This window comes from Microvirga thermotolerans (assembly GCF_009363855.1).
Lineage (GTDB): Bacteria > Pseudomonadota > Alphaproteobacteria > Rhizobiales > Beijerinckiaceae > Microvirga > Microvirga thermotolerans.
Window position 1 is genome coordinate 1,361,609 of sequence record NZ_CP045423.1, and the last position, 25,329, is coordinate 1,386,937.

33 protein-coding genes are annotated in these 25,329 nt (G+C 70.1%); 16 read left to right on the plus strand and 17 right to left on the minus strand.

Translation table 11 applies throughout. The features are described from left to right. Positions 1-36: 36 nt before the first annotated feature. From GDR74_RS06350 to GDR74_RS06370, 5 genes are all read right to left on the minus strand, one after another. Entirely contained in the window at positions 37-855 is an 819-nt protein-coding gene (locus tag GDR74_RS06350) for a prephenate dehydrogenase/arogenate dehydrogenase family protein (protein WP_152585517.1), read from the minus strand. Between the two features lie 293 nt (positions 856-1,148). After that, entirely contained in the window at positions 1,149-1,406 is a 258-nt protein-coding gene (locus tag GDR74_RS06355; RefSeq protein WP_152585518.1) for a hypothetical protein, read from the minus strand. Between the two features lie 129 nt (positions 1,407-1,535). Continuing rightward, on the minus strand, positions 1,536-2,078 hold the full coding sequence (locus tag GDR74_RS06360) for a TIGR02301 family protein (RefSeq protein WP_246179917.1): 543 nt from the start codon (positions 2,076-2,078) through the stop codon (positions 1,536-1,538). Further along, positions 2,075-2,524 carry an NUDIX hydrolase gene (locus GDR74_RS06365; RefSeq protein ID WP_152585519.1) on the minus strand — a complete coding sequence of 150 codons (450 nt, stop codon included), beginning with the start codon at positions 2,522-2,524 and terminating at the stop codon, positions 2,075-2,077. The genes GDR74_RS06360 and GDR74_RS06365 overlap by 4 nt, the downstream gene beginning before the upstream one ends. Beyond that, complete coding sequence (locus GDR74_RS06370) at positions 2,521-3,654, minus strand: citrate synthase family protein (RefSeq protein WP_152585520.1); 1,134 nt, start codon at positions 3,652-3,654, stop codon at positions 2,521-2,523. The genes GDR74_RS06365 and GDR74_RS06370 overlap by 4 nt, the downstream gene beginning before the upstream one ends. Before the next feature lie 74 nt (positions 3,655-3,728). Here GDR74_RS06370 and GDR74_RS06375 point away from each other — a divergent pair, with 74 nt between their 5' ends. Beyond that, a complete protein-coding gene (locus GDR74_RS06375; protein ID WP_152585521.1) occupies positions 3,729-4,796 on the plus strand; it encodes a citrate synthase in 1,068 nt (355 codons plus the stop codon). 7 nt (positions 4,797-4,803) lie between these two features. Here GDR74_RS06375 and GDR74_RS06380 read toward each other — a convergent pair whose 3' ends face one another. The 4 genes from GDR74_RS06380 to GDR74_RS06395 form a co-directional block, all read right to left on the minus strand. Beyond that, the gene (locus tag GDR74_RS06380; protein WP_152585522.1) at positions 4,804-5,514 is read right to left on the minus strand and encodes an RNA polymerase sigma factor; all 711 of its coding nucleotides are present in this window, start codon (positions 5,512-5,514) and stop codon (positions 4,804-4,806) included. Positions 5,515-5,595: 81 nt separating this feature from the next. Beyond that, the gene (locus GDR74_RS06385) at positions 5,596-6,111 is read right to left on the minus strand and encodes a plastocyanin/azurin family copper-binding protein (RefSeq protein WP_194164639.1); all 516 of its coding nucleotides are present in this window, start codon (positions 6,109-6,111) and stop codon (positions 5,596-5,598) included. Beyond that, positions 6,108-6,524: a DUF5602 domain-containing protein gene (locus GDR74_RS06390; protein WP_152585523.1), complete on the minus strand. Its 417-nt coding sequence runs from the start codon at positions 6,522-6,524 to the stop codon at positions 6,108-6,110. Before GDR74_RS06390 ends, GDR74_RS06385 begins: the two co-directional genes overlap by 4 nt. Before the next feature lie 112 nt (positions 6,525-6,636). Next, positions 6,637-7,359, minus strand: a complete 723-nt coding sequence (locus tag GDR74_RS06395; RefSeq protein ID WP_152585524.1) for an SDR family NAD(P)-dependent oxidoreductase — start codon at positions 7,357-7,359, stop codon at positions 6,637-6,639. A 196-nt stretch (positions 7,360-7,555) separates the two neighbouring features. Here GDR74_RS06395 and GDR74_RS18130 point away from each other — a divergent pair, with 196 nt between their 5' ends. Continuing rightward, positions 7,556-7,930 carry a nuclear transport factor 2 family protein gene (locus tag GDR74_RS18130; RefSeq protein WP_194164640.1) on the plus strand — a complete coding sequence of 125 codons (375 nt, stop codon included), beginning with the start codon at positions 7,556-7,558 and terminating at the stop codon, positions 7,928-7,930. Positions 7,931-7,971: 41 nt separating this feature from the next. Next, complete coding sequence (locus GDR74_RS06405; RefSeq protein WP_152585526.1) at positions 7,972-8,178, plus strand: DUF1737 domain-containing protein; 207 nt, start codon at positions 7,972-7,974, stop codon at positions 8,176-8,178. An 18-nt stretch (positions 8,179-8,196) separates the two neighbouring features. Here the strand turns inward: GDR74_RS06405 and pdxH are convergent, their stop codons facing one another. Next, entirely contained in the window at positions 8,197-8,805 is a 609-nt protein-coding gene (pdxH, locus tag GDR74_RS06410; protein ID WP_152585527.1) for a pyridoxamine 5'-phosphate oxidase, read from the minus strand. A gap of 48 nt (positions 8,806-8,853) precedes the next feature. Between pdxH and GDR74_RS06415 the strand changes: the two genes are divergently transcribed. The 7 genes from GDR74_RS06415 to ribB all read left to right on the plus strand — a co-directional run bounded on the left by GDR74_RS06415 (position 8,854) and on the right by ribB (position 15,324). Then, positions 8,854-9,372: an RT0821/Lpp0805 family surface protein gene (locus GDR74_RS06415; RefSeq protein ID WP_152585528.1), complete on the plus strand. Its 519-nt coding sequence runs from the start codon at positions 8,854-8,856 to the stop codon at positions 9,370-9,372. A gap of 155 nt (positions 9,373-9,527) precedes the next feature. After that, complete coding sequence (locus GDR74_RS06420; RefSeq protein ID WP_152585529.1) at positions 9,528-10,478, plus strand: DnaJ C-terminal domain-containing protein; 951 nt, start codon at positions 9,528-9,530, stop codon at positions 10,476-10,478. Between the two features lie 118 nt (positions 10,479-10,596). After that, a complete protein-coding gene (fabI, locus tag GDR74_RS06425) occupies positions 10,597-11,421 on the plus strand; it encodes an enoyl-ACP reductase FabI (protein WP_152585530.1) in 825 nt (274 codons plus the stop codon). Positions 11,422-11,423: 2 nt separating this feature from the next. Then, complete coding sequence (locus GDR74_RS06430) at positions 11,424-12,014, plus strand: histidine phosphatase family protein (protein ID WP_152585531.1); 591 nt, start codon at positions 11,424-11,426, stop codon at positions 12,012-12,014. A gap of 87 nt (positions 12,015-12,101) precedes the next feature. Then, positions 12,102-12,494: a hypothetical protein gene (locus GDR74_RS06435; RefSeq protein WP_152585532.1), complete on the plus strand. Its 393-nt coding sequence runs from the start codon at positions 12,102-12,104 to the stop codon at positions 12,492-12,494. Between the two features lie 344 nt (positions 12,495-12,838). Continuing rightward, positions 12,839-13,972, plus strand: coding sequence for a chorismate synthase (gene aroC / locus GDR74_RS06440; RefSeq protein WP_152585533.1), 1,134 nt, complete (start codon positions 12,839-12,841; stop codon positions 13,970-13,972). 62 nt (positions 13,973-14,034) lie between these two features. After that, positions 14,035-15,324 carry a 3,4-dihydroxy-2-butanone-4-phosphate synthase gene (gene ribB, locus GDR74_RS06445; protein ID WP_152585534.1) on the plus strand — a complete coding sequence of 430 codons (1,290 nt, stop codon included), beginning with the start codon at positions 14,035-14,037 and terminating at the stop codon, positions 15,322-15,324. Positions 15,325-15,339: 15 nt separating this feature from the next. Here the strand turns inward: ribB and GDR74_RS06450 are convergent, their stop codons facing one another. Further along, positions 15,340-16,281 carry a histone deacetylase family protein gene (locus tag GDR74_RS06450; RefSeq protein ID WP_152585535.1) on the minus strand — a complete coding sequence of 314 codons (942 nt, stop codon included), beginning with the start codon at positions 16,279-16,281 and terminating at the stop codon, positions 15,340-15,342. Positions 16,282-16,504: 223 nt separating this feature from the next. Here GDR74_RS06450 and GDR74_RS06455 point away from each other — a divergent pair, with 223 nt between their 5' ends. Next, on the plus strand, positions 16,505-17,092 hold the full coding sequence (locus GDR74_RS06455) for a L,D-transpeptidase (RefSeq protein WP_152585536.1): 588 nt from the start codon (positions 16,505-16,507) through the stop codon (positions 17,090-17,092). Between the two features lie 25 nt (positions 17,093-17,117). Here GDR74_RS06455 and GDR74_RS06460 read toward each other — a convergent pair whose 3' ends face one another. Together GDR74_RS06460 and GDR74_RS06465 are read right to left on the minus strand one after the other, a co-directional pair. Then, positions 17,118-17,315, minus strand: a complete 198-nt coding sequence (locus GDR74_RS06460; RefSeq protein ID WP_152585537.1) for a hypothetical protein — start codon at positions 17,313-17,315, stop codon at positions 17,118-17,120. 206 nt (positions 17,316-17,521) lie between these two features. After that, positions 17,522-18,094: an NADPH-dependent FMN reductase gene (locus GDR74_RS06465; protein WP_152585538.1), complete on the minus strand. Its 573-nt coding sequence runs from the start codon at positions 18,092-18,094 to the stop codon at positions 17,522-17,524. A 79-nt stretch (positions 18,095-18,173) separates the two neighbouring features. Here GDR74_RS06465 and soxR point away from each other — a divergent pair, with 79 nt between their 5' ends. Then, complete coding sequence (soxR, locus tag GDR74_RS06470) at positions 18,174-18,635, plus strand: redox-sensitive transcriptional activator SoxR (RefSeq protein ID WP_152585539.1); 462 nt, start codon at positions 18,174-18,176, stop codon at positions 18,633-18,635. 15 nt (positions 18,636-18,650) lie between these two features. On the opposite strand, the gene GDR74_RS06475 is transcribed toward soxR, so the two are convergent. Continuing rightward, positions 18,651-19,496 (minus strand): patatin-like phospholipase family protein, encoded by an 846-nt coding sequence (locus GDR74_RS06475; RefSeq protein ID WP_152585540.1) that lies wholly within the window; start codon positions 19,494-19,496, stop codon positions 18,651-18,653. Positions 19,497-19,502: 6 nt separating this feature from the next. Beyond that, on the minus strand, positions 19,503-20,000 hold the full coding sequence (locus GDR74_RS06480) for a MarR family winged helix-turn-helix transcriptional regulator (protein ID WP_194164641.1): 498 nt from the start codon (positions 19,998-20,000) through the stop codon (positions 19,503-19,505). A gap of 186 nt (positions 20,001-20,186) precedes the next feature. On the opposite strand from GDR74_RS06480, the gene GDR74_RS06485 reads away from it, so the two are divergent. The 3 genes from GDR74_RS06485 to GDR74_RS06495 are packed head-to-tail and all read left to right on the plus strand — an operon-like array spanning position 20,187 to position 23,305. After that, complete coding sequence (locus tag GDR74_RS06485; protein WP_246179919.1) at positions 20,187-21,410, plus strand: DUF898 family protein; 1,224 nt, start codon at positions 20,187-20,189, stop codon at positions 21,408-21,410. A 54-nt stretch (positions 21,411-21,464) separates the two neighbouring features. Next, entirely contained in the window at positions 21,465-22,526 is a 1,062-nt protein-coding gene (locus GDR74_RS06490; protein WP_152585542.1) for a M48 family metallopeptidase, read from the plus strand. Next, positions 22,526-23,305, plus strand: coding sequence for a DUF1499 domain-containing protein (locus GDR74_RS06495; protein ID WP_152585543.1), 780 nt, complete (start codon positions 22,526-22,528; stop codon positions 23,303-23,305). Before GDR74_RS06490 ends, GDR74_RS06495 begins: the two co-directional genes overlap by 1 nt. 6 nt (positions 23,306-23,311) lie before the next feature. On the opposite strand, the gene GDR74_RS06500 is transcribed toward GDR74_RS06495, so the two are convergent. Next, entirely contained in the window at positions 23,312-24,226 is a 915-nt protein-coding gene (locus GDR74_RS06500) for an MBL fold metallo-hydrolase (protein ID WP_152585544.1), read from the minus strand. A 123-nt stretch (positions 24,227-24,349) separates the two neighbouring features. Between GDR74_RS06500 and GDR74_RS06505 the strand changes: the two genes are divergently transcribed. After that, positions 24,350-24,958: a biotin transporter BioY gene (locus tag GDR74_RS06505; protein WP_152585545.1), complete on the plus strand. Its 609-nt coding sequence runs from the start codon at positions 24,350-24,352 to the stop codon at positions 24,956-24,958. Positions 24,959-25,035: 77 nt separating this feature from the next. Here the strand turns inward: GDR74_RS06505 and GDR74_RS06510 are convergent, their stop codons facing one another. After that, positions 25,036-25,323, minus strand: a complete 288-nt coding sequence (locus GDR74_RS06510; protein WP_152585546.1) for a hypothetical protein — start codon at positions 25,321-25,323, stop codon at positions 25,036-25,038. Between the last annotated feature and the right edge of the window lie 6 nt (positions 25,324-25,329).

Sequence of the window (25,329 nt, forward strand, 5' to 3'; positions counted from 1 at the left end):
AGGAGCATCGCTGCGGCGTCACGGCGGGGCGAGCACTCACGTCGTGCGGTTCGGCGGCAGGCTCACCGGCTTCAGCACCTCGCGCGCGGCTTCCGCGAAGGCGCGCATCACCTCCGGGCCGTAGGGGTTGTCGAGCACGATGGTGCGGAAGAGCTCGTCCGTGTCGTGCCGGACCATCTCCACCATGCGCTGGAGGTGATTGAACGATGCCGTCGTCAGGTCGAGGCGCGGCAGCTGCATCGCCGCCGTCACGCGGCCGAGGAGATGGGTGAGACCCTGCACGTAGGCCATCTGCCGGTCGTGCTCGTCGGCGCCGGTGCGGATCACGTCGAGGCGGAGGCGGCGGCGCAGGAAACGGGCGACGCTCAGGCTCCGTGCCGATTCCCCGGCACAGACCGCGATGCGAAGCCCCGCGATTCCGTCGCGGCCGCTCTGCGGCCCGAAGAGGGGATGGGTGCCCACCGCATGGACCGTTGCGGGAAGCTCCTCCCGCAGGATCGCGAGAGGCTCGGTCTTCACGGAGCACACGTCGATCACGAGGGCGCCGGGGCGCAGATGCGCCGCCATCGCCCGCGCGACGGCGCGAAGGCTGCCCAGCGGCACGGCGAGGACCACGATGTCCTGCCCGGCGGCGGTGGCGAGATCCACGGCCTCGACGTCCCACCGGGCGCAGACCGCGCGAAGGTCGCGGCGGGTGTCGTGGATGCGGATGTCGAAGAACGGTCGCAGATGCGGAATGCAGAACTCGCCGAAGGCGCCGACGCCGACAAGGGCGAGGCTGCGCCGTCGCGCCGGCGGGCCGGCATGCTCGAGGGACAGGCAGGAGGGGGAGGGGACTAATGGCTGCGTGCTCATGCGGTTCTCGGAGGCTTCGTCCGCCGCAGGGCACCGCTGAAATGAAAACGCCGCCGAGCGGCGGCACCATTTCGACGAAATCGATCGACCCGTGCCGCTCCTATGGGGAGGGCCGGTAATAGGAAAAGGCGAAGGGCAGGGTCGCGATCATGCGGGCGATCTTCCGCAAATCGCGCGCCGGGTCAAGCACCCTGCGCTCGGGTTTCCGCGAGGTCCGGCCCGCGGACCGGCGATGCGTTCCGGAAAGTCAGGGGCGACCGGTGAGGATAAGCATGCGGGCAGGCGCCGGGTCTTCAGTGCTTCAGCGCCATGGAGAAGCCGCCGCTGCGGATCTTGTCCGGCAGCCCGGCGGCGTACTCGGCCACCGCCTCCTCGCCATAGGTCGCGACGAGCTCCGCGAAGGCCGCGAAAAGGGCGGCCTGCGCCATGCAGTCGCCGTCAAGGCCGTCGAGCTCGGCCTCGGCGAAAGCTTCGGTCACGTAGCTCAGGGCGGCCTGCTTGATGGCGCTGAGTTCCGGCAGGTCGGGGAGAAGGACGTCGTTGTCGTTCATGATCCAGGCCCCATCGCGGGGCGGCGCGTGTTCGGTTGACCCGAATGTAGTGAGCGCGCCGGCCCACCGCCACCTTCTCCTTGCGAAGAGGTTAACGCGAGAGGGCATTCACCGAAAAATGTGGATAAATCACCCGCCGTACCGGCTGGAGATGGTCCGCGCGAGGGTCTCTCCCTCCCGGAGGTAGCGGTTCGAGGCCTCCTGGGCCGAGGCGGTGCAGATCCGGTAGGTCAGGGCATAGGCCTGGTAGCCCTTGTTGTAGGCGCCCGCGAGCCGCTCGCGCCGCCCGGGGGTGGTTCCCTCCGCATCGAGCAGGGCCTGCATGCGGGCCTGCCACTCGGGGCCGTCCGGCGCGGCGCAGAGCGGCCGCAGGAGGGCGAGCGAACCCATGATCTCGGCGAGGCGCAGGAGCTCCTTCTCGTAGGGGGCGGGGGGCGGCTCCACCGGCGGCGCGGGTTCCGCCTTCTGCTCCTTCTCCTTGGGAGCGGAGGGGCGCTGGGGCTGAGGCTGCGGCTGCGCGGGCGCGCGCCGCGGCGCGGGCCGGTACTGGGGCGCGGGCACCTGCGGCTGGGGCTGCGGCGGAACGCCGAACAGGCGCTCGAAGAAGCTCTGCGCGCCCGCGGGCTCCATCGCGGCGAGGAGGATCGCTCCGGCCGCGAGGCCGCGCCTCATGGCTCCGCCTCCAGGCGCCCGAGGGCGAAGGCCCGCTCCAGCACGGCTTCCAGGCCCGGCGTCATGGGCAGACCGACGATGTCCCGTTCCGTGACCCAACGGATTTCCTTTGCTTCGGGGCCTGTCCGAGGCTCGCCGGAAACCCAGCGCGCTGCGTGGGCGGCGATGACGACATGGTGTCTTACACGGCCTTCCGCATCCCGTTCAATGAATTCGACGGGCGCGATCGGGCCGAGCAGCTTGGCCTCAACCCCGACCTCCTCGCGAAGTTCCCGCAGGGCCGCCTCGGCCAGGGTCTCGCCGATCTCCACCCGGCCGCCGGGCAGGGAGAAGAGACCCTCGGCGGGCGGCCTGCCGCGGGCCGCCAGGAGCACCCGCCCCTCCCGCAGCACGGCGACGGAGGCGGCGAGGACGGGGCGCGTCGGGTAGAGGCGGGATTCGGTCATGGGTCCCGGCCCTCCTCCTCCGCCAGCACGTAGCGGGCCCGGGGGCGGATCAGGGTGGCCTGGCCGCGCTGCTCGATGGCGTGGGCGAGCCATCCGGCGGTCCGCCCCACCGCGAACAGCACGAAGGCTGCGCCGGCGGGAAGGCCGTAGGCGCGCTCCATCATCGCGAGCGCCATGTCGATGCTGGGCCGTTCCCCCGTCGCGCTTTCCACGGCGCGCAGGGTGGTCGCGTCCGAGGCGAGGAGGGGAGCGTCCTCCAGGAGCGCCTGCGCGCGGGGGTCCCCGTCCGGGTAGAGCCGGTGCCTGAAGCCCGGGGCGGGCGAGGTCCGCGGCGCCTCGAGGAAGTGCCTGACCCGCTCGATCATGCCGCCGTGGTGCGGGCCGCTCAGGGCGGCGAGCCCGGCGATGACCGCGTTGCGCAGGGTCGCGCCCGTGGAGGCGGTGACCCGCACGGCGAAGGCGGAGGAGCTGAGCTCGTGATCGGCGCTGAGCACCAGCGCCCGGCGGATCGGCTCGCAGGCGCGCGGAGCGCCCCAGGCCGCGGCGAGATGCCGGTGGATCGGCTCCGTGCCGGGATCGGCCCCGCTTCCCGCCGCCGCCACGAGGCGCAGGATCGTCGCCACCTCCGCCGCGCGGGTTTCCTTCGGCGCCGGCGCGGACAGGAGGCGGATCGCCTGGGCGACGAAGGCATGGGGCCCGAAGGCAGGGCCCGGCAGGTCCTTCGCGAGATCCTTCACGAGCGGGGAGGGCGAATCGAAGGCCTGAGGGTCGAGGCCGCCGATCAGGAGCAGGGCCGTCTCCTCCAGGGTCGCGGTCCGCGCCAGGGCGACGGCGTCCCGCTCCCGGTAGAAGAGGCGTCCGTCCTTGATCCGGGCGATGCTCGTCTCCAGGACGGGAAGGCCCCAGTCCAGGGCCGTGGCAGCCGCCACGGCGGGACGGCGGAACCGTGCCTTGCGCTCCGCCAGCGCCTCCACGTCGTCGAGGGCGTAGAGCCTCTGGCGTGGGTCGTGAGGCGAAGCGAAGGAGCGGATCAGCCCCCGGCTCACATAGGCATAGAGGCTCGCCCGACTGATGCCGAGGCGCCCGGCCGCATCGCCGGCGGAGGTGAGGTCGAGGGAGGGACGGTCCATAGGTTGATATGTTGATTCAAGATTGACCCTTCCGCAATCCCGGCGCGAAGCTCCCCCCGAAAAGGAGATGCCTCATGACCACCGGACTCGACGATGTCATTGCCGCCGAAACCGTTCTCAGCCACGTGGACGGCGAGGCGGGCCGCCTGATCGTCCGCGGGCGCGACCTGGAGGAACTGGCGGGCCGCATCGCCTACGAGGATGCGGTCGCCCTGCTCTGGGAAGGACTCGTTTCCCTCGACGGCGATCCCCGCGCCGCCATCGGCCGCGGGCGGGAGCGGGCCTTCCGGCTCCTGTCCCCGCTCGCGCCCCATCTGCGCGGCCTCGCTCCCGTGGAGGGGATGCGCCTCCTGCTCGCAGCCTTGCCGGACGCGGAGCCCGCGCAGGCGGCCCTCGCCGTCGGCGCCGCGGCGGTCGCGGCCGCCATGGCGGTGCGCGGAGCGCAGGGCCTGCCGCCCGTCGCTCCCGATCCGGAGGCGGGCCACGCGGCCGACCTCCTGCGCATGCTGCGCGGCGGACCGGTCGATGCGTCCGAGGCGAAGGCGCTCGACACCTATCTCGTCACCATTCTCGATCACGGCCTCAACGCCTCGACCTTCACGGCGCGGGTCGTCGCCTCGACGGAGGCGGGCCTGCTCTCGGCGGTGGTCGCGGGGCTGTGCGCCCTGAAGGGGCCCCTGCACGGCGGCGCGCCCGGGCCGGTGCTCGACATGCTCGATTCCATCGGCGGCGCGGACCGGGCGGAGGAATGGCTCGACGCGGCGATCGCCCGCAACGAGCGCCTGATGGGCTTCGGCCACAGGGTCTACCGGGTCCGCGACCCGCGGGCGGACGTGCTGAAGGGGGCCGTGTCCCGCCTCAAGGGCCGGGACAACCGGATCGCCTTCGCGGAGGCCGTGGAAGCGGCCGCCCTGAAGGTCCTGGCGCGCCGCAAGCCGGGGCGGCGGCTCGACACCAACGTGGAATTCTACACCGCCCTGCTGCTGGAAGCCCTGGGCGTCCCCCGCGAGGGTTTCACGCCCCTCTTCGGCGCGGGCCGGACGGCGGGCTGGGTGGCGCACGCGGTGGAGCAGGCGAAGGCCGGACGCATCATCCGGCCCCAGTCGCGCTACGTGGGGCCGTGGCCGGCCGAGGCCGCGTAGGACCCGCTCACGCCTGCGGCGAAGACGCGAGACCGATCCGCCGCAGGACCGCCTCCGTGATCCGCGCGCAGCGGGCCCCGGCAAACGGGAATGTGTCCGCGAGCGCGGAGGAGAGCGTCCGGTCGAGGGCCTCCCGCAGGAGGCGCCGGGCGCGGTGGAGCCTCGTCTTCACGGTCTCCGGGCGCAGGCCGAGCTGCGCGGCGGTCTCCTCGACGCTCATCTCCTCGATGTCCCGCAGCACGAAGACGACGCGGAACGGGTCAGGCAGCCGGTCCACGGCCCGCTCCAGAAGGCGCCGGATCTCCGCGCGCGCCGCCGCCGTTTCCGGGTCGCCGTCCTTCTGGGCCGTCGGCAGGACGATGATGCGGGCCTCTCCCCGTTCCTCAATCCGGTCGATGTGCTCCACCCCGACGGTCGGGCGCCTCTGCCGGACCCGGCCGAGCGCCTCGTTGAGCGCGATCCGCGTCAGCCAGGTGGAGAGGCGCGCCTCGCCCCGGAATCCGTCGAGGTGGGCGAAGGCGCGGACATAGGCCTCCTGCACCACGTCCTCGGCCTCCGCCTCGTCTCCCAGGACGCTGCGGGCGACCCGGTAGAGGCGGCGGTTGTGCCGCTGCATGATCTCGCGGAAGGCGTCCCCGTCGCCGTGGCGCGCACGCTCCACCAGCGCAATGTCGCCCAGGCTGCGCAGATCCGGTTCGGCCGTCGCCGTGCTTCCCATGACAGGCTCCCTCGCCGTTTCTAGATAGGGCGGCGGCCCGGAGATTCCCGGCCGCCGCTCGGTCCGCAACCGCGGCCTCGCTCACGCCCGCCGGACGATGCCGCGCCGCAGGATCTCCTCGACCGCGGGGAAGGCGCGCGCCGCCTCCTCGGGAAGCGCCGCCGTCCCGCCGGGCGGAGCCGCCCCCGGATGGCCCACGACGATTCTCCCGACCATTCCGGCATGTTCATGGGGAACGCAGAAATAATCGTAGGTCCCTTCCACCGTGAGGGCGACCGAGAAATCCTCGTCGGGCAGCAGGTAGTCCGAGTTCCAGGGCGCGGCGGCTGCCGGGATCCGCAGGGGATGGTCCAGGTTGGCCGGATGGTAGGCGGTCGCGGTGTGGGAGTTTCCCGGATCGCGGTTGACCCAGCGGACGGCCTGTCCCGGCCGGACGAGGATCCCGACCGGGTCGAACCAGACCTGGGATCCGTCCGCGTTGCCGCGCATGAGGATCTCGACCGGAGGCGGCGCGGCGGCTCCGGCCCTTCCGGCGAGGAAGGGCGCGGCGAGGGCTGCCGCGCCGAGGCCCAGGATGCCGCGTCGGGTCGGCGTCATTTCGCCACCCGCCCTTCGTCGGTCTTGGACACGTGCCACAGGATCACATGGGCGTGCGGCTTCTCGACGCCGGGATGGCCGGCGTTGAAGTAGACGTCCACGTGATCGACCCGGCCGCCCGGTGCGGCGAGGTCGTCGAAGCGCTTGTCCTTGTTCGACAGGTCCTCGATGGGGAGCATGTAGACCGTGCTGACGAGCCGGCCGTCACGGTCGTAGGCCAGGAAGGGACCGGCGGGCAGGGTCTTGGGATCCACGTAGAGCTGGCCCAGCCCGGGCAGGAAATCGGGCAGCTTCACGAGCTCGCTCACCTTCTTGTAGGACCCGGCCGGAGGCGCCTTCTCGACCTGGTCGGCGGCAAGGGCGGGCATGGCGAGCGCCGCGAGCCCGGCGGCGACGGCGAAACGGAAAAGCATGGCGTCATCCTCTCTCGATCCGGGCGGAAGGCCCGGCACGGTCGATTGGATGGCGCTTTCCGGGAAAGGTTCCCGGATTCCGGCAATTCCCTCCGCGGAGGACGGCCCGCGGTCAGACGTGCTGCCCGCCGTTGATGTGGAGCTCCGCCCCGTTCACGTAGGACGAGGCGTCGGTGCACAGGAAGTAGATGGCCTTCGCCACCTCGTCGGGCGTGCCGAGGCGGCGCATCGGGATCTGCTCGACGATCTTCTCCGTGCCGGGCGACAGGATGGAGGTGTCGATCTCGCCGGGGGAGATGGCGTTGACCCGCACCCCCAACGGGCCGAAATCCGCCGCCATCTCCCGGGTCAGGGCGGCGAGGGCCGCCTTGGAGGTGGCATAGGCCGCGCCCGCGAAGGGATGGACCCGGGAGCCCGCGATGGACGTGACGTTCACGACCGAGCCCCTGGCCTTCGTCAGCTCGTCCACCAGGCCGCGGGCCAGCATGATCGAGGCGAAGAAGTTCACCTGGAACACGCGCACCCAGTCCTCGTAGCTCGTGTCGAGGGAGCCCATGCGCGCCCCGCCCGGTCCCTTCGGGGAGATGCCCGCATTGTTGACGAGGGCGTGCAGCACGCCGCCTTCCGCCGCGAGCCGCCCTTTCACCTCCGCGATGGCGCGGCGCGTGTCGTCCGCGTCGGCGAGGTCGACCTGCAGATGGTCCTCCGGCCCCATCTCCCAGGGGCAGTTCTCCGGGAAGGCGTGGCGCGAGCAGGTGATGACCCGCCAGCCGGCTGCCGAGAAGCGTTTCACGGTGGCATGCCCGATGCCGCGGCTGGCGCCGGTCAGCAGCATGATGCGGCGGGAATTCTGGGGCGTCGTGGGCATGGGCGGCTCGGGCGTCCTGTTGGAACGGGGCGCGGAACCTAGCGCGTGGGAGGTCCCAGGTCCATGGGCTGCCGCTCCGGCATTGCCGGATGCCCGTTGCGATGGCATCACATGGCGCGGTCGGGGGGGCTTCGCCGATTCCAAGCTCCGGGAGGGAAAGCCGATGCAGGTTCCGGCGCCGGTCAGGGCCTATGTCGACGCCTACGACGCGAAGGACGTCGACGGGATGCTGAGATGCCTGACGGAGAACGTGCCTTTCCAGAACATCGCGTCGGGCGCGGTGAATGCCGAGACGAACGGCATCGATGCGTTCGCGGAACTCGCCCGCATGGGCGCCGCGGCCTTTCGAGAGCGCAGGCAGGAGGTGAAGGGCTGCATCGCGGTCGGAAACCGGGTGACGATCGAGGTCGACTACAGCGCCGTGGTCGGAGCGGATCTCCCCAACGGCTGGAAGGCGGGGCAGGCGCTGCGCTTCGCGGGCGCGAGCTATTTCGAACTCGAGGGCGGCAGGATCGCCAGGATCGTCGACGCGAGCTGAGGGATCCGCATCCCGGCACGCATGCACAAGGATGAAACCCGATGCAGCTCTACCGCTACCTGACGGGCCCGGACGACGCCACGTTCTGCCACCGGGTCACGGCCGCCCTGAACAGCGGTTGGCAGCTCTACGGCCCCCCGACGCTGACCTATGACGAGGACAAGAAGCGGGTCATCTGCGGCCAGGCGATCGTGAAGGAGGTCGAGGGCGCCGAATACACGCCCGACCTCGATCTCTCGGAGCAGTGACCGGCCCGGGGCGCCGGATCAGGGGTAGAGCCGCGTCCTGCGCCAGCCCTCGCCTTCGCGGGTGAAGAGCGCCCGGTCGTGCAGGCGGAAGGGCCGGTCCTGCCAGAACTCGATGGAGACCGGGGCGATGCGGAAGCCGGTCCAGTAGGGCGGGCGGGGCACCTCGCCGACGGCGTATTTCGCGGCGTTCACGGCGACCGCCTTCTCCAGGGCGAAGCGGCTCTCCAGGGGGCGGGACTGCTGGCTCGCCCAGGCGCCGATGCGGCTGTCGCGCGGGCGGCTCCGGAAATAGGCGTCGGCCTCCTCGTCGCTCACCGTCGTCACCGGGCCGCGCGCCCGCACCTGGCGCCGCAGGCTCTTCCAGTGGAGCACGAGGGCCGCCTTCCTCTGGCCGAGGAGTTCGCGGCCCTTGTTGGACTCGGTGTTGGTGTAGAAGACGAAGCCGTTCTCGTCGAAGCCCTTGAGCAGGACCATCCGCACGTTCGGCATCCCCTCCGAATCCACGGTCGCCAGCGCCATGGCGTTGGGATCGTTCGGCTCCGAGCGGGTCGCCTCCTCCATCCAGGCGGAGAAAAGGGCCCAGGGCTCGTCGACTTCGGTGAAGTCACCGCTTGTTAACTGATTCAAGGCTTTATCCTGGTGTGTGACCAATTCGTTGCGGGGGACCGACGCCGGATGAGGGCCGATGCGCGCCGTTATAGATCAGATGCCGCCCTGCGCGAAGCGGTGAAGATCGCGGCCGCTGCCCTGATCGCCCTCTCCACCGGTGCCTGCAGCTTCACCTACGGGATCGTCGGCTACCAGGAGGAGGAGCCGGCGGCCACCGGCTCCATTTCGCCGAAGGCGGTCTCCCCCCTCTCGCCCGACCTCAACGAGGAGGACTGGCGCCGCGCCAAGGCCGCGCTCGCCGTCGCCCTCGACCCGCAGGGGGCGGGCACCCAGGTCTCCTGGGACAACCCGGACACGGCCCGCAAGGGCAGCTTCTCGCCCTCGGGCCCGCCCTTCGTGAAGAACGACGAGATCTGCCGCTCCTTCGTGGCCCATCTCAGCGGTCCGACGGCCGCCACCCTCGACGGCACCGCCTGCCGCCCCTCGGGCGGCGAATGGGCCATCAGGGAATTGAAGCCGGCGAAGGCGAAGAGCGCCGAGAAGGTCCAGGATCGGAACCCCGAGAAGGCCGGGGGAAGGGCGTGACGGCCGGCTTCGGCGGGCGGGCGCTGTCAGTGGGGCGGGCGCAGCCGTTGCAAACGGGCAACACTTTCCCATATGGTCCTTGAGAGCCGGTGGGGCGGACGGCTGCTTCTCCCCCGCTTCCGACTGCCCCCAATCGACGGCTGATGGATTTCACGATGCGTAACCCCTACGACATTCTCGGCGTGCCCCGCACCGCGAGCGAAGCGGATATCAAGAAGGCCTTCCGCAAGCTGGCGAAGACCTATCATCCGGACCGCAACGCGAACGATCCGAAGGCCAAGGACAAGTTCGCGGAGGTGAACGCCGCCTACGAGATCCTCGGCGACGCGCAGAAGCGCGCCCAGTTCGACCGGGGCGAGATCGACGCGGAGGGCAAGCCGCGCTTCCAGGGCTTCGAGGGCTTCGGCGCGGGCCGGGGCGGCGGCGCCCGGGGCGAGGATTTCGCAGGCTTCAACTTCGGCTTCTCCGGCGGCGGCCCCTTCGGCGGCCGGCGGCGGGCGCCCGGCGGCGACGCGGAGGACGACATCTTCTCCCAGCTCTTCGGCGAGGCCTTCCGCTCCGCCTCCGAGGGCGGGCGGCGCACCCGCGCCCGCGCGCCGCAGAAGGGCGAGGACGTGAAGGCCACCCTCACGGTGACTCTCGAGGAGGCCGCGAACGAGGCCAAGAAGCGCATCAGGCTGCCCACCGGCCGGGACGTGGACGTGGTGATCCCGAAGGGCGTCGCCGACGGCCAGGTGATCCGCCTGCGCGGTCTCGGCCAGGGCGCCCCGGGCGCCGATCCCGGCGACGCCCTTCTGACCATCCGCATCGCCCCGCACGAGCGCTTCACTCCCGAGGGCTCCAACCTGCGCCTGCGCCTGCCCATCGAGATCGAGGAGGCGGTCCTGGGCGGCACCATCCGCGTGCCGACCCTGACCGGAGCCGTGGAGATGGCGATCCCGCCCCTGACCAATTCGGGCCGCACCCTCCGCCTGCGGGGCAAGGGCCTTCCCGGCAAGAACGGCAACGGCGACCTCCTCGTCACCGTCGAGATCAAGCTGCCGGAGGTCGTGGACGAGGACCTGATGGAATACGCCCGCAAGCGCCGCTCCGCGAAGGCGCGCTGAGGCTTTTCGGCTCTCGGCCGATTTGCCTGGGGAAGGGCGCGAGGTCTCTTCCCCCTGGCCACGCTGTCGGCTAAAGAGGCCTTTGTTCCGACGGTCCAGCGACGGTTTAAGGTGAAACATGGCAGAGACAACGGCGCCCGGCATCCTGGCCGGAAAGCGCGGCTTGATCATGGGGGTTGCGAATAACCGGTCCATCGCCTGGGGCATCGCGCAGGCTGCCCGCAAGCACGGAGCCGAGCTGGCCTTGACCTATCAGGGCGAGGCCCTGAAGAAGCGGGTCGAGCCCCTCGCGAAGGAGCTGGACGCGGCCGTCGTCGGCCATTGCGACGTCACGGACGGCGCGACCATCGACGCGGTCTTCGACGAGGTGGGGAAGCTCTGGGGCTCCCTCGACTTCGTGGTCCACTGCATCGCTTTCTCCGACAAGGACGAGCTCACCGGCCGCTACGTGGACACGAGCGAGGGCAACTTCTCCAAGTCGCTCCTCATCTCCTGCTACTCCTTCACGGCCATCGCCCAGCGCGCCGAGAAGCTGATGAAGGACGGGGGCTCCCTCCTCACGCTCACCTATTACGGCGCCGAGAAGTGGATGCCCCACTACAACGTGATGGGCGTCGCCAAGGCGGCGCTGGAGGCGTCGGTGCGCTATCTCGCGGCCGATCTCGGCCCGCAGAACATCCGCGTCAACGCGATCTCCGCCGGCCCGATCAAGACGCTCGCCGCTTCCGGCATCGGCGATTTCCGCTACATCCTGAAGTGGAACGAGTACAACTCGCCGCTCCGCCGCACGGTCACCATCGAGGAGGTTGGCGATACGGCGGCCTATCTCGTCTCCGACATGGCCCGCGGCATGACCGGCGAGATCCTGCACGTGGATGCGGGCTATCACGTGGTCGGCATGAAGAACCCCGAGGCACCCGACCTGTCGCTCGACAAAGACTGATCGTGACCGCCGGCCGACCTACGATCTACTTCATCCGCCACGGCGAGACCGACTGGAACGTCGAAGGGCGGCTCCAGGGACAGCGGGACATTCCCCTCAACGACGTCGGCCGGGTGCAGGCCGAGGAGGCGGGCCGCCGCCTCCAGGCCCTCGTGCCGCGGGCCGAGGATCTCGACTACGTGGCGAGCCCGATGCTCCGGACCCGCGAGACCATGGAGCGGATGCGCGCCGCCATGGGCCTCTATCCCGATTATTACCGGCTCGACGAGCGCCTGATCGAGCTCACGTTCGGCGCGTGGGAAGGGCTGACCTGGAAGGAGGTCCGCCAGAGGGAGCCTCAGCTTGCCGCCCTGCGCGAGCGGGACAAGTGGAACTACGTCCCGCCCGGCGGCGAAAGCTATGCCATGCTCGCCGAGCGGGTGCGCCCGATCCTCGACGACCTGACCCGGGACACCGCCCTCGTCGCCCACGGGGGCGTCGCCCGCGCCTTCCTGGCGGTCGCCTGCGGCGTCTCCACCCGGCACGCGGCGAGCATCGACATCTGGCAGGGCAAGATCCTGGTCATCCAGGGCCGCAGCCATCGCTGGGCCTGAGGCGCGGGCTTGAGCGGCCGGCTTGGCCATTGAGGTCGCCGGGAGAATATGCTCTCATCGAAACCGTGTTTCGTGAGGGAGGCGCCCATGCGCCGGATCGTCGTCGGTGCCGCGCTCGTCCTGTCGATGGCCGGTTCCGCGGGCGCGGAAACCCTGGACCGGACCGTGAAGGCAGGCAGCCGCTCCGCCATCGGCGGCTTCTTCGGCTACGAGGTCGACACCTGCTATCCGTCCGAGATCCCGGACGTGAAGATCCGCCAGGCGCCGTCGAACGGCAGCTTCCAGATCGTCCCCTACGAGCAGGTCCTCGGCAAGGATTCCCGTTGCCCCGGCAAGAAGGTGCGCGGGCTCGCCTACGTCTACACGCCGAACAAGGGCTTCAGGGGCGCCGACGAGGTCGTCCTCGACATTCCGTGGCGGTCCACGGACAGCGGCGGGCTGACGATCTGGAGCTATACCTACCGGATCCGCGTGGAGTAGGGGGAACCCTCGCCGTCCCGAAGCGGTCCCGCACCCCTTCCGGCGTCATTCCGGGACAGCGCAAAGCGCTGGGCCCGGAACCCATCACCGCCGAGACTTGACGGGCAGGACGCAACGGCAACCGCTGCGTCCCCTTCTGTATCGTCAGCGGCTATAGGTTCCGGGCTCGCCTGCGGCGCCCCGGAATGACGCCGGAAGGGATGGCGGTGCAGAGGACTCCCATTTTCGAGGGCACGAAAGGGTGCGAAGGCTCGGGTCGTACGTCAGAGGACCTCCCGAATCCGTGGGCAGGCGTGACACTGCCGGGCTTTCGCTCTAAGAGGCCCTGAACCTCAGATACCGCCATGTCCCACAACACCTTCGGCCATCTCTTCCGCGTCACCACCTTCGGCGAAAGCCACGGCCCGGCCATCGGCTGCGTCATCGACGGCTGCCCTCCGATGATCCCCCTCGACGCGGCGGAGATCCAGGCGGAGCTCGACCGCCGCAAGCCGGGCCAGTCCCGCTTCACCACCCAGCGCCGCGAGCCCGACGAAGTGAAGATCCTGTCCGGGGTCTTCGCGGACGAGCGGACGGGGCGGCAGGTCACGACGGGAACTCCCATCGCCCTCCTGATCGAGAACGTGGACCAGCGCTCGAAGGATTATTCGGAGATCAAGGACCGGTACCGGCCCGGCCATGCGGACTTCACCTACGACGTGAAGTACGGCATCCGCGACTATCGCGGCGGGGGGCGCTCCTCCGCGCGCGAGACGGCGGCGCGGGTCGCGGCGGGGGCGGTCGCCCGCAAGATCCTGCCGGGGGTGACGATCCGGGGCGCCCTGGTGCAGATGGGCCCCCACCCCATCAACCGGTCCCGGTGGGACTGGGACGAGGTGCAGCGGAACCCCTTCTTTTCCCCCGATGCGGAGGCGGCGGCCTTCTACGAGGATTATCTCGACCGCCTGCGCAAGGAGGGCTCCTCCGTCGGCGCGGTGATCGAGATCGTGGCGGAGGGCGTGCCGCCGGGGCTCGGCGCTCCGATCTACGGCAAGCTCGACGCCGAGCTCGCCGCGGCGCTCATGTCCATCAACGCGGTCAAGGGCGTCGAGATCGGCGACGGTTTCGCCGCCGCGGCCCTGCGGGGCGAGGAGAACGCGGACGAGATGCGGCCCGGCAATGCGGGCATGCCGACCTTCCTCTCCAACCATGCGGGCGGCGTCCTCGGCGGCATCTCCACGGGCCAGCCGCTCGTCTGCCGCTTCGCCGTGAAGCCGACCTCGTCGATCCTCACCCCGCGCGCCAGCGTCACCCGCTTCGGCGAGGAGGTGGACGTCTCGACCCGGGGGCGGCACGATCCCTGCGTGGGCATCCGGGCCGTTCCGGTCGGGGAGGCGATGGTGGCCTGCGTCCTCGCGGACCAGTACCTCCGCCACCGGGCCCAGGTCGGCCAGTCCGTCCCTTGGCCCTTCGGTGAATTGAGCCCCGCTCAATCCTGATCCGCGGCGTCTGCATCGGATTTAAGTGGTGCTTAAATCGAGGATCCGTTAAGACGGCAGCCATGAAGCTCGCCGAGTGGCTGTCCCGCAATCGTGTCTCCCGGGTGGAGTTCGCCCGCCGCATCGGCGTCACGCCTGCGGCGGTCACGCAGCTGTGCAACAGCGACCATGCCTGGATGTCCCGGGACACCGCCGATCTCATCGCCCGCGCGACCCGCGGCGCCGTCACCCCTAACGATTTCCTGCCGACGCCCCTGAAGGAGGCCCGCATGCTCCATTCCGTCACCGAAGCCATCGAGGCCTTCGCCCGGGGCGAGATCGTGATCGTCACCGACGACGACGACCGCGAGAACGAGGGCGACCTCATCGTCGCCGCCTCCCTCTGCACGCCGGAGAAGATGGCCTTCATCATCCGTAACACCTGCGGCATCGTCTGCGCGCCGCTCACGGCCTCGGAAGCGCGCCGCCTGCGGCTCGATCCCATGGTGGCCACGAACGACGCTCCGCTCGGCACCGCCTTCACCGTCTCGGTCGACGTGAAGCACGGGCTCACCACCGGCATTTCCGCCGAGCAGCGCACCAACACGGTGCGGGCGCTCGCCAACAACAACATGGGCGCGGGCGACTTCGTCCGGCCGGGACACGTCTTCCCGCTGGTCGCCAAGGACGGCGGGGTGCTCATGCGCTCCGGCCACACGGAGGCCGCCGTGGACCTGTGCAGGCTCGCGGGCCTGCCGCCGGTCGGCGTCATCTGCGAGCTCGCCAACGACGACGGCACGGTGATGAAGGGCGAGCAGATCCAGGCCTTCGCCGAGAAGCACGGGCTCAAGCGCATCTCCGTCGCGGACCTCATCGCCTACCGGCAGGCGCGGGAGAAGCTGGTCGAGCGCATCGCCACCTTCCCGGTCGAGACGGAGTGGGGGACCTTCACGGGCTATGCCTATTCGACGCCCTTCGACAGCGTCCAGCACATGGCCCTGGTTCACGGCCGCATCGGCGACGGCGCCGACATTCCCGTGCGCCTGCACCGGGCCAATGCCCTCACGGACGTGTTCCAGGGGGGCAAGACCATCGCCGCGGCGCTGAAGCGCTTCGCGCAGGAGGGCAAGGGAGTCCTCGTCTATCTCCGCGACGGAACGGCGGGCGTGCCGACGACCAACCTCTCCGACACCGAGACCACCGCCTCGGAGGCCATGCGCTCGAGCCAGTGGCGCGAGGTCGGCCTGGGAGCGCAGATCCTGAAGGATCTCGGCGTGGTGTCGATCCGCAACCTCGCCACGACCAGCCGGTCCTATGTCGGGCTCAGCGGCTTCGGGATCGAACTGCTCGGCGAGGAAGCCCTCGAGCCGTGACGCGCCGAGGCAGGCTCAGCTGCGCATGTCACGGCCCATGAGCGCATCCACGTGGGCGGCCACCGACTTCGAAAGGCCCTCGAGATCGTAGCCGCCTTCGAGGACCGAGACGAGCCGGCCCCCGCAGAACCTGTCCGCGAGGTCCATCATCTTCCACGTCGCCCAGGCGAAGTCCGCCTCCGTGAAGTTCAGCCCCGCCAGGGGATCGCGCCAATGGGCATCGAAGCCCGCGGAGATCACGATCAGGTCGGGCGAGAAGGCCTCGATGCGCGGCAGGACGATCGTTTCCATCGCTTCCCGGAAGGCCGCTCCGTCGCTGCCGGTCGCCAGGGGCGCGTTGACGATGGTCCCGCATTCTCCCTGCTCGGACGCCGCCCCCGTGCCGGGGTAGAGCGGCATCTCGTGGGTCGAGCAGTACATCACCGTCGGGTCGCGCCAGAAGATGTCCTGGGTGCCGTTCCCGTGATGCACGTCCCAGTCGAGGATGGCGACGCGCTCGGCGCCGTGCCGGCTCTGGGCGTGACGGGCGGCGATGGCCGCGTTGTTGAAGAAGCAGAAGCCCATGGCCCGGCTCCGCTCGGCGTGATGGCCCGGCGGCCGCATGGCGACGAAGGCGTTGCGCACCTGGCCCGACATGACCTCGTCCACGGCGAGGACCGCGCCGCCCGCGGCCCTGAGGGCCGCCTCGTAGGTGCCCGGCGACATCACCGTATCCTCGTCGATCCGGATCAGGCCCTCGCGCGGGGCCATGTCGCGGATGCCGATCACGTAATGCTCGGGATGGGCGAGCGTCAGGCTCTCCATCTCGGCCATGGGCGCCTTCTCGCGGATGAGGGAGGCGAAGCGCTCCTTTTCCAGCACGCCCTCGACGGCGCGGATGCGTTCGGGCCGTTCGGGGTGGCCGAGGGGGGTCTGATGGGCGAGGGCCGCGGGGTGGGTGACGTAGAGCGTGGGCATCCTGAAACGGCTTGACGCATGAGGATTCTGGAAGGTCGACAGGCACTGTCGCAGCCGGAAGGCCGCCTGTCCATGTCATGCGCACATCGATGTTGTTGCGATGCAACACCCTTGCGGCAAAAGCCGTGGCATGGTGGACGAATCGCCCCGAAGGGGTATGGGACCTTTCAACCAACCGTAGCGTTAGACAGACGGCTCCAGAAACCGGACAAGAGCTTAGACCATGCGCCTTTCCAGCCTATCCCTCGCCCTGGCCGTCGCGACGGTTCTCGCCGGATGCACCTTCAAGGGCGTTCCGGATCCGCAGGTCTCGTCCCGCGATTCGGAATGGATGGCGCTGGTCCCGAAGGCGCAGGAGGACCTGCGCTACGGGCGCTACCTCATGGACGATCCCACGGGCGAGGCCCCCGGCACGATCGTCGTCGATACCAAGGAGCGCTTCCTCTACTACGTGCTGCCCGGCAAGAAGGTGATCCGCTACGGCGTCGCCGTCGGGGACGAGGCCTACGGCTGGACCGGCACCGCCCGCGTGGCCCGCAAGGCCGAGTGGCCCGACTGGAATCCGCCGGCCGAGATGAAGGCCCGCTGGCCGCACGTGAAGTTCACCAGGGGCGGTCCGGAGAATCCCCTGGGTGCGCGGGCGCTCTATCTCTACGAGGGCAACAGGGACACGCTCTACCGCATCCACGGCACGAACGAGCCGGAGAAGATCGGTCTCGCCGTCTCGTCCGGCTGCATCCGCATGCGCAACATCGACGTGATCGACCTCTACAACCGGGTCGACGTGAACACGAAGGTCATCGTCCGCTGAGAGTCCGGGGCCGGTCGGTCGGCCCTCAATCCGTCATCGCTTCCTTGCGCAGGATGGCGGGCAGCGCATTCGTCCGGGGGCGCTCGATCCTCTGGCCGGCCGCCCTGACGGCTGCGGCGAGGGCGGGGAGCGCCACGGGCTTGAAGGCCGGCTGCGGGGCGCGGCCGGCGGGAGCCGGGCGGTAGCTCGCCTGGCTGTCGCGTTCTGCGTTGGGCGTCGTCACGAAATCCTCCCAAGGAAACGGGCCTTTCCGGCCCGTCGGATATGATCCGGAATCTCATGGCCGCTTCGGGGCAGAGTCGTGATCATTCGCTGGCTTGGCCGGAGATGCGCGACCGAGCCTTAACCGCCGCTTAACAAGGTTGCATGGCCTGTCGTAGGGGCGCGGCAGGCGACGCCGGGAGCGAGGAGCCCCCGGCGTCGCTCGCTTCAGGCGGCCGCCTCGCTATAGGGCGCCGCCTGGCGCGCGCCGCGCAGCATCGTTGCCCACCAGGACAGGCGCGAGAGCATGACGGGCATGGCCTGCCGGGTCTCGGCCGGCGGGTCGAGCCGGCCGTCCGGACCGATGAGGTTCCAGACATAGGCGAGGCTGACGCAGTCCCGGATCCCGACCGCATGGAGCTCGGCGAAGACCAGACGCAGCTGCTCCACGGCCCGCAGGCCGCCCGAGATCCCGCCATAGGAGACGAAGGCGACGGGCTTGGCGTGCCACTCGCGGTAGGCCGAATCGATCAGGAACTTGAGCGGAGCAGGAAAGGAGTGGTTGTACTCGGGCGTGACGACGATGAAGGCGTCGGCCCGGTCCAGACGGCCGCGCAGCGTTTCGAGCGCCGGGTCGTCCTTCGCCCCAGGACGCGGATCGAGCATGGCGGGGTCGACGGGCTCCAGCGTGAAGTCGCCGTGCTCCCGCACCGCTCCGGCCACCCAGTCGGCGACGGCCTCGCAGAGGCGGCCCTCCCGCGTGCTGCCGTAGATCAGCGCCACATTGAGGGGGTCGTTCATTGGCATCTCTCCCTTTCGGTTGCCGTTGAGGAGGGCGCGGTGTAGAACCTCAACCATACTTGAGGTCAAGAGGCGTCGGATGGGCAGGATCGAACCCGGCAGGCTCAAGCGCGAACTCACGGTGGGGGAGGTGGCGGCCCGAAGCGGCGTGGCGGTTTCGACGCTGCACTTCTACGAGGCGAAGGGGCTGATCCGGAGCGCCCGCAATCGCGGCAATCAGCGTCGGTATTCGCGAGACGTGCTGCGCCGGGTCGCCATCATCAAGGTGGCGCAGCGCACCGGGATTCCCCTGGCGGAGATCAAGGAGGCCCTCGCCGAGCTTCCGGACGGGCGGACGCCGACCGCCGAGGACTGGGCCCGGCTTTCGGCCCGCTGGAAGGCCGATCTCGACGCACGGATCGTCCGCCTCATGCGGCTGCGGGACCAGCTCAGCGACTGCATCGGCTGCGGCTGTCTTTCCACCGCCGCCTGTCCCCTGCGCAATCCGTGGGACGAACTGTCCGAGGAGGGGCCGGGCCCGCGCCTTCTCGACCCCCTCTGAGAGCGGCCGCGACGGTCAGAGCTCGCGGACCGACAGCCGCCGTGCGAAAGCTTCGCCGTCCCTCAGCCCCATCTCGTAGGCGTGGCGGATTCCTTCCGGATCGGTGATGTCGAACTGGCCGACCGGGACCGGCTCCCGCGGCTGCACGTAGGTGCGCCCAGGAACCTGCGGGAGCGAGCGGTAGAGCCGGGAGAGCACGACGAGCGTCCGCCCGCCCTTCGCCTCCACCGCCGCGAGGGGCTCGACGGGCACGTTGTCCACGAGGCCGCCGTCGAGCGCTGCCTGGCTTCCCACCCGGCCGACGGGCATGAACGGCGGCACGCTCGCGCTCGCCATGAGCACCTCGGCGAGCTCTCCCGGCGAGGCGAGGTTCCTCACGGGGACGAATTCCGGGCGGAAGCCGAGGGCGCGGCCCCCTTTCGGATGCACCGGGGTGCGCCACTTCTTCTCGATCTGGTAGGTGGCGATGCCGAGGGGCAGGGCGAGCGACAGGGGCAGGCGCCGGGGCTTTCGCGCGATGCCGACCAGAATCTCAGGGCCGTTCTTCAGGCTCGCGAAGGCGGCCTCGTCGATCACGGTCGCGATGAGGTCGCGGTACATGCCCGCGACCGGCCAGAACGAGCCTTCGCTGCGCCTGGCACGCCACTCGAAATTGCGCCGGCCGCGGCTGCAGCCTTCCACCACCAGCCCGTTCACCCGCCGCCCGAGCCCGAGGAGGCTGTAGCACGCGGTCCAGGCGCCGGCGCTCACCCCGACCGCGAGTTCGGGCCTGAGCCCGAGCAGGGGCGCGGCGGCCTCCCAGAACCCGCCCTGCCAGTAGCAGCGGTTGCCGCCTCCCGCGAATGCGACGGCGTCGAACATCGCGCCTCAGCGCCGGAGTCGGGCGAGCGTCTCCTCCTCGGCGGCGCGCGCCCGCTCGCGCCACGCCAGGACGATGCGCTCCAGATCGGCCAGATCTTCGGGCGGCAGGGCCCCCAGGGTGCTCTGAACATAGGCCCGCTGCACCGCGATGCCCTGCTCCGCGAGCGCCCGGCCTTTCGCCGTCAGGTAGAGGGCGTTGGACCTGCGGTCGCCGGGAATGGCGCGGCGCTCCACGAGGTCGGCCTCCACCATGCGGTCGAGCAGGCCGGAGACATTCCCCTTCGTTACGTACAGACGCTCGGCGAGCTCCTGCTGGCTGAGGCCCTCCTGCTCCGTCAGGGTGGAGAGCAGGTCGAACTGCGGAATGGACAGGCCCAAGGCCTTCAGCTCGGCCGCAACCGTGTTCGTGGCCCGCCGGTGCAGGCGGATAATCCTGAACCAGACCCGAAGCGGGTCCACGGTCGGCGTGGGAGTGCGGGGCGCAGTGGGAGACGTCGAGGGCACGGGATCCTCATGCGTTTTGGGACAGTTTACATCGGAACCTTTTGCGCCGTCACCCGCCCGGTATCTGAAATCCGTGGCGTTTTCTGGATAGGCAGGCTGTGGATTGTCCTTCACGGCATAGCCGAGGGTCTGTTCCATGACAACATTCTCCCTGTAGGATCGTCGCCTTCGTTCCGGAAACGCGCCATGACCGCTTCTCTCTCGCCCCACCTCAGCCCCGCCGAGGAGGCCGCTCCCATGTCCTTTTCGGGAAGGGGGCGCGAGTTCCTCAGGCTTCTCGTGACCGGAAGCCTGTTCCAGATCCCGACCTTCGGCTTCTACCGGTTCTGGCTCATCACGAAACTGCGCAGGCATCTCTGGTCCAACACCCAGGTGGCGGGCGAGGCGTTCGAGTACACCGGGACGGCGAAGGAACTGCTGATCGGCTTCCTCGTCGCCCTCGCGGTCCTGACGCCGATCTACATCGCCTACTTCATCCTCGGCCTCCTCCTGGAGGAGAAGCAGGCACTCGCCGGCGTGCCGCTGGTGATCGTCCTCTACGTGCTCGCGCATTTCGGGGCGTATAGGGCGCGCCGCTACCGCGCCACGCGCACGGTCTTCCGGGGGCTGCGCTTCTGGATGAAAGGGAGCGGCTGGGCCTATGCCGTCCGCGCGGTGCTGTGGGACATTGCGACGATCCTGACCCTCGGTCTGGCGATGCCCTGGGCCTCCGCCTCCCTCGAGCGCTACCGGATGCGCCACACCTATTTCGGCACCATCCAGGGCGACTTCGTCGGGACCGGCTGGACCCTCTTCAAGCGGGCCTGGTGGGGCTGGGCGCTGATGCTCGCGATCCTGGCAGGGGGAGGGGCCTTTCTCGCCCGCGTGGCCGCGACCGACCCGCAGCGGCTCGAGGGGGTCGCCGGGCTCGTCGTGACAGGGATGGCCTTCCTCGCCCTCGGCTTCGTGCCCGCGGTGACGGCGATCATGGTCCGCTGGCAGCTGGAGGGAATCCGCTTCGGGGAGGTCGCGGTATCGAGCCGGCTCGGCGCCGGCGCCTTCTACGGCACGTACTTCAAGCTGATCTTCTCCTCCCTCGGCTTCATCCTCGCCTTCGTCCTGGTGGTTGCCCTGGGCGCGGCGGTTCTCTCGGGCGCCCTCAAGGGAGCGTTCGCGCAGGTGCAGGCGGGGGCCGTCAGCGGGTCGACCGTCGCCATCTTCTCGATGATTGCCCTGGGCTACCTCCTGTTCCTGCTCGGCTTCGGCGTGATCCAGCGCTACTTCATGGGGCGGGGCCTCTGGGCTGTGACCGTGAACTCGCTTTCGGTGACGAACCTGCACGCGCTCGACGAGGCCGTGGCCGCGGGGCGGCCCGCGGGCGCCATGGGGGAGGGGCTCGCCGACGCGCTCGACTTCAACGTCGGTCTGTGACACCCGAGAATAAGGAACCGCCGCCGCAGCGAAGGCCGCGGACGGAGGCATGCGATGGGCGAGGCGGTCTTCTACGACGGAAAACAGGCGCGCCGCAGGCTCGTGACGATCAGGGTCGCCGCGTCCGGCCTCGACATCGAGGAGGCGGGCGAATGGATCGCCTCCTGGCCGGCCGGGAAGGTGAGGCGAAGGGATGCGCCCGACGGAATCCTGAGGCTCGTGCTCGACGGCGGACCTCAGACGGCGCGCCTCGACGTTTCCGACCCTGACGACCAGGCCGCGATCCGGCTCCGTTGCGGGGCGCTCGACGAAGGCGCGCCGAAGGAGCGGGCAGGGCGCATCCTCTTCTGGTCGCTCGCCGCGGCCGCCTCCATCGTCGCGAGCGTCGTCATCCTGGTTCCCGTCGCGGCCGAGCGGATGACGCCGCTGGTGCCGCTTTCCTGGGAGAAGCGCCTCGGCACCGCCGTCGACAACCAGGTCAGGCTCTTCCTCGGCGGCAAGACCTGCGCGAACCCGGCCGGGGCGGCGGCACTGGCGCGGTTGACCGCGCGCCTCGCCGAGGCGGCGGCTCCGGCGTTCCCCATCGAGGTTCAGGTCCTGGACTCGTCCGTCCCGAACGCCATCGCCCTTCCGGGCGGCCGCATATATCTCTTCCGGGCACTCGTCGACCGGGCCGGGAATCCGGACGAGGTCGCCGGCGTCATTGCCCACGAGATCGGGCATGTCCGGCATCGCGACGGCCTGCGCAAGCTGATCCAGGCGGGCGGCACGTCCTATCTCTTCGGCCTTCTGTTCGGCGACGTCGCGGGCGGCGGCGCGGTCGTGCTCGCGAGTCGGGCGCTGGTCGACAATGCCTATTCGCGCGAGGCGGAAACGGCGGCGGATGCGGCTGCCGGCACCGTCATGACGGCGCTCGGCCGTCCGGCGGGCGCAATGGCGCATCTTCTCAAGCGCATCGAGGGGAACGAAAGCAGGATCCCCGCATTTCTCTCCACCCACCCGGTCACCGACCAGCGTCTCAAGGCTCTCGAGCGGTTCGTTCCGGAACAGGCGGGTCCGCCGCTCCTGACCGATGAGGAGTGGCGTGCGCTCAAAGAGATTTGTAAGACGTCCTGATGCGGCATCTCATCATCGAGGAACCTTATTCCCGGCCGGCGAAATGGTCGCCCGCGGTCGCGTGGTTCGCGCTCGCCGTCACGGCGATGGCCGCCGCCCTGATCCGGTTCGGGTGGATCGATTATCCGTCCGGCTTTGCGGCGCTCGGAGCCGGCATCCTGGCGGCGCTCGTCGCCGTCGGCCTGTCCCTCGTCGCCTTCGTGCGCATCTGGCAGGAGGGCAGGCGCGGCCTGAGCTACGCGATCAGGGGGCTCGTGGTCGCCGGGCTGGTTCTCGCCTATCCCGCCTGGATGGCGGTGAAGGCGGCCACCCTGCCGCCGATCACCGACATCAGCACCGACACGGAGAACCCGCCGCCCTTCTCCCGTTCGCGGGCGGCGCTGCAGGCGAGGGGCGGGCGCATTCCGCCGGACCCGTCTCCGGAGGTTCGGGAGGCCCAGCGGAGCGCCTATATCCGCATCGCGCCCCTGACCCTCGACCTCGCGCCCGACCAGGCCTTCGAGGTGGCGCGCAAGGCGGCCGAGCGCCTCGGCTGGCAGATCGTCGAGGCGGTGCCGCCGGGTGGGCGCGTCGGCACCGGCCGGATCGAGGCGGTGGCGCGGTCCCTCGTCCTCCGGCTGCCGGACGACGTCACCGTGCGGATCAGGCCCCGCGCGGACGGGACCCGCATCGACATCCGCTCCGCATCGCGCATGGGCGCCCACGATCTCGGCGCGAACGCCGCCCGCATCCGCACCTTCCTCGACGAGGCGTCCAACCTGGCGCTCGCCGTCGACTGAGCGGGATCAGGCGAGCCTGTACTCGCCGTCGAGGGAGGGCAAGCCCTCCGTGACGACCTCGCCCCGCGCCACCAGATCCTCCAGATGGGCGAAGACCGAAAGCCCTGCGGCGCCGACCAGGGCCGGTCTCAGGCCCTGGTAGATGGCGGCGACGATGGCCGGAATCGTCCGGTCGCCGGCGGCGAGCCGGTTGAGGATGGAGACCTCCCGCTGGCGGCGATGATGGGCGAGAGCGCGCACGAAGCGCTGCGGCTCCCGGACGGGCCCGCCGTGGCCGGGCCAGTAGAGCTGCTCGTCCCGGGCGCGGAGCTTGTCCAGGGAGGCCATGAAGGCCCCCATCGCGCCGTCCGGCGGGGCGATCACGGTGGTCGACCAGGCCATCACGTGATCGCCGGAGAAGAGGGCCTTCTCCTCCGGCAGGTAAAAGGCGAGGTGGTTCGCCATGTGTCCGGGCGTTTCCACCGCCACGAGGCTCCAGCCGGGGCCGGAGACCCGGTCGCCCTCGCGCATCTCCTCGTCCGGCGCATACTCCCTGTCGGAACTCGCCTCGAGCGGGTTCACCTCGTCTATCCCAAGGGCACGGGCGCTGCGATGCGGCCCGCAGCCGACGAGCCTCGCGCCCGTCGCCGCCACGATGGCCTTCGCCGCGGGCGAATGGTCCCTGTGGGTATGGGTGACGAGCACGTGGGTCACGGTCTCTCCCCGGACTGCGTCGAGCAGCGCCTGGATGTGCGCGGGCTCGTCCGGGCCCGGATCGACGATGGCCACCCGTTGCCTGCCGACCACGTAGGTGCAGGTGCCGGTGAAGGTGATGGGCCCGGCATTCCCGGCGACGATTCGCCGGACCAGGGGGCTCACGCGTACGCAGCGCCCGGGTCCGTCGGGGGGAGTCGTGTCGAAGGTCAGGTCGTCGTCCGCCATGGCCCGTCTCGTGTTTCTGCGTATGCTCGGAGGGGAACGGCCGCGGCTTGAGGCGTTCGCCCGACCCACCTATAAGGCGTTCGGAACCGCCTGCGAATGGCGGACAGATCTGGAGATCTCTCGATGTCGACTGGCGCTACGCCCCTTGCCTCGCCGTCCACCCTCGTCGGCCTGCTCTGGCCGTCCCGGAACGATGCCCGCTTCGCCGCCCTCCGCGCCATTGTGCTGATGGTCGCGGGTTCGGCGCTCCTGACGATCTCGGCGAAGGTGCAGGTGCCCCTGCCTTATGTGCCGATGACCCTGCAGACCATGGTGGTCCTCCTTATCGGCGCCTCCTACGGCTGGCGTCTCGGCGGCGCGACCGTGGCCCTCTACCTCGCCGAGGGCGCCATGGGCATGCCCGTCTTCGCCAACACGCCGCCCCTGCCGGCGGGAATCGGCTATCTCGCGGGCCCCACCGGCGGCTTCCTCTTCGGCTTCCTGCTCGCCGCCCTCGTGATGGGCGCCATGGCCGAGCGGGGCTGGGACCGCACGCTGGGCCGGGTCGTCGTGATGATGACCATCGGCCATGCGCTGATCTTCGTGGTCGGCCTTGCCTGGCTCTCCGCTCTCATGCCCTTCGCGAAGGCCTGGGCCGTGGGCGCCGCTCCCTTCGTGGCCGCGACCGTCGTCAAGACGGCCCTCGCCGCCGCGCTGATGAAGGCGGCCTGGACGGTCACCCGCCGGGGCTGACCCGACCTGCGCTGCCCGACGACGAAAGCCGCCTTCGGGCGGCTTTTTTCATGGGCAGGAAGGAGCGGCCGGCGGCGTCAACGGGCCGAATGGACGACCTTGAGCGAAGGGCGCGTCGAACCGTGGCGGAAGATGAGTTCGACGAATTCCCCGTCCGGCTCTCCGGTTTCGAGGACATGATAGCCCATCTGCCGCGCCACGGCGCGGACCTGATCGAGGTTGTCGCGCCCGACCCGCCGGCTGAATTCGGTCAGCCGCGAATCCATCAGCACGGCGAGCATTCCGATCTCCACGCCCTGGTCGAATTCCGCGCAGCGTCCCGGAAACCTGAGGCGCAGGCCGTTGTCGAGATGGATGTGACGCATGTGAGA

Excerpts from the sequence above, each read along its gene's own strand:
- GDR74_RS06350 (WP_152585517.1), bottom strand. The coding sequence starts at position 855 with ATGAGCACGCAGCCATTAGTCCCCTCCCCCTCCTGCCTGTCCCTCGAG.
- GDR74_RS06355 (WP_152585518.1), bottom strand. The coding sequence starts at position 1,406 with ATGAACGACAACGACGTCCTTCTCCCCGACCTGCCGGAACTCAGCGCC.
- GDR74_RS06360 (WP_246179917.1), bottom strand. The coding sequence starts at position 2,078 with ATGAGGCGCGGCCTCGCGGCCGGAGCGATCCTCCTCGCCGCGATGGAG.
- GDR74_RS06365 (WP_152585519.1), bottom strand. The coding sequence starts at position 2,524 with ATGACCGAATCCCGCCTCTACCCGACGCGCCCCGTCCTCGCCGCCTCC.
- GDR74_RS06370 (WP_152585520.1), bottom strand. The coding sequence starts at position 3,654 with ATGGACCGTCCCTCCCTCGACCTCACCTCCGCCGGCGATGCGGCCGGG.
- GDR74_RS06375 (WP_152585521.1), top strand. The coding sequence starts at position 3,729 with ATGACCACCGGACTCGACGATGTCATTGCCGCCGAAACCGTTCTCAGC.
- GDR74_RS06380 (WP_152585522.1), bottom strand. The coding sequence starts at position 5,514 with ATGGGAAGCACGGCGACGGCCGAACCGGATCTGCGCAGCCTGGGCGAC.
- GDR74_RS06385 (WP_194164639.1), bottom strand. The coding sequence starts at position 6,111 with ATGACGCCGACCCGACGCGGCATCCTGGGCCTCGGCGCGGCAGCCCTC.
- GDR74_RS06390 (WP_152585523.1), bottom strand. The coding sequence starts at position 6,524 with ATGCTTTTCCGTTTCGCCGTCGCCGCCGGGCTCGCGGCGCTCGCCATG.
- GDR74_RS06395 (WP_152585524.1), bottom strand. The coding sequence starts at position 7,359 with ATGCTGCTGACCGGCGCCAGCCGCGGCATCGGGCATGCCACCGTGAAA.
- GDR74_RS18130 (WP_194164640.1), top strand. The coding sequence starts at position 7,556 with ATGCAGGTTCCGGCGCCGGTCAGGGCCTATGTCGACGCCTACGACGCG.
- GDR74_RS06405 (WP_152585526.1), top strand. The coding sequence starts at position 7,972 with ATGCAGCTCTACCGCTACCTGACGGGCCCGGACGACGCCACGTTCTGC.
- GDR74_RS06415 (WP_152585528.1), top strand. The coding sequence starts at position 8,854 with ATGAGGGCCGATGCGCGCCGTTATAGATCAGATGCCGCCCTGCGCGAA.
- GDR74_RS06420 (WP_152585529.1), top strand. The coding sequence starts at position 9,528 with ATGCGTAACCCCTACGACATTCTCGGCGTGCCCCGCACCGCGAGCGAA.
- fabI (WP_152585530.1), top strand. The coding sequence starts at position 10,597 with ATGGCAGAGACAACGGCGCCCGGCATCCTGGCCGGAAAGCGCGGCTTG.
- GDR74_RS06435 (WP_152585532.1), top strand. The coding sequence starts at position 12,102 with ATGCGCCGGATCGTCGTCGGTGCCGCGCTCGTCCTGTCGATGGCCGGT.
- aroC (WP_152585533.1), top strand. The coding sequence starts at position 12,839 with ATGTCCCACAACACCTTCGGCCATCTCTTCCGCGTCACCACCTTCGGC.
- ribB (WP_152585534.1), top strand. The coding sequence starts at position 14,035 with ATGAAGCTCGCCGAGTGGCTGTCCCGCAATCGTGTCTCCCGGGTGGAG.
- GDR74_RS06450 (WP_152585535.1), bottom strand. The coding sequence starts at position 16,281 with ATGCCCACGCTCTACGTCACCCACCCCGCGGCCCTCGCCCATCAGACC.
- GDR74_RS06455 (WP_152585536.1), top strand. The coding sequence starts at position 16,505 with ATGCGCCTTTCCAGCCTATCCCTCGCCCTGGCCGTCGCGACGGTTCTC.
- GDR74_RS06465 (WP_152585538.1), bottom strand. The coding sequence starts at position 18,094 with ATGAACGACCCCCTCAATGTGGCGCTGATCTACGGCAGCACGCGGGAG.
- soxR (WP_152585539.1), top strand. The coding sequence starts at position 18,174 with ATGGGCAGGATCGAACCCGGCAGGCTCAAGCGCGAACTCACGGTGGGG.
- GDR74_RS06475 (WP_152585540.1), bottom strand. The coding sequence starts at position 19,496 with ATGTTCGACGCCGTCGCATTCGCGGGAGGCGGCAACCGCTGCTACTGG.
- GDR74_RS06485 (WP_246179919.1), top strand. The coding sequence starts at position 20,187 with ATGACCGCTTCTCTCTCGCCCCACCTCAGCCCCGCCGAGGAGGCCGCT.
- GDR74_RS06490 (WP_152585542.1), top strand. The coding sequence starts at position 21,465 with ATGGGCGAGGCGGTCTTCTACGACGGAAAACAGGCGCGCCGCAGGCTC.
- GDR74_RS06495 (WP_152585543.1), top strand. The coding sequence starts at position 22,526 with ATGCGGCATCTCATCATCGAGGAACCTTATTCCCGGCCGGCGAAATGG.
- GDR74_RS06500 (WP_152585544.1), bottom strand. The coding sequence starts at position 24,226 with ATGGCGGACGACGACCTGACCTTCGACACGACTCCCCCCGACGGACCC.
- GDR74_RS06505 (WP_152585545.1), top strand. The coding sequence starts at position 24,350 with ATGTCGACTGGCGCTACGCCCCTTGCCTCGCCGTCCACCCTCGTCGGC.
- GDR74_RS06510 (WP_152585546.1), bottom strand. The coding sequence starts at position 25,323 with ATGCGTCACATCCATCTCGACAACGGCCTGCGCCTCAGGTTTCCGGGA.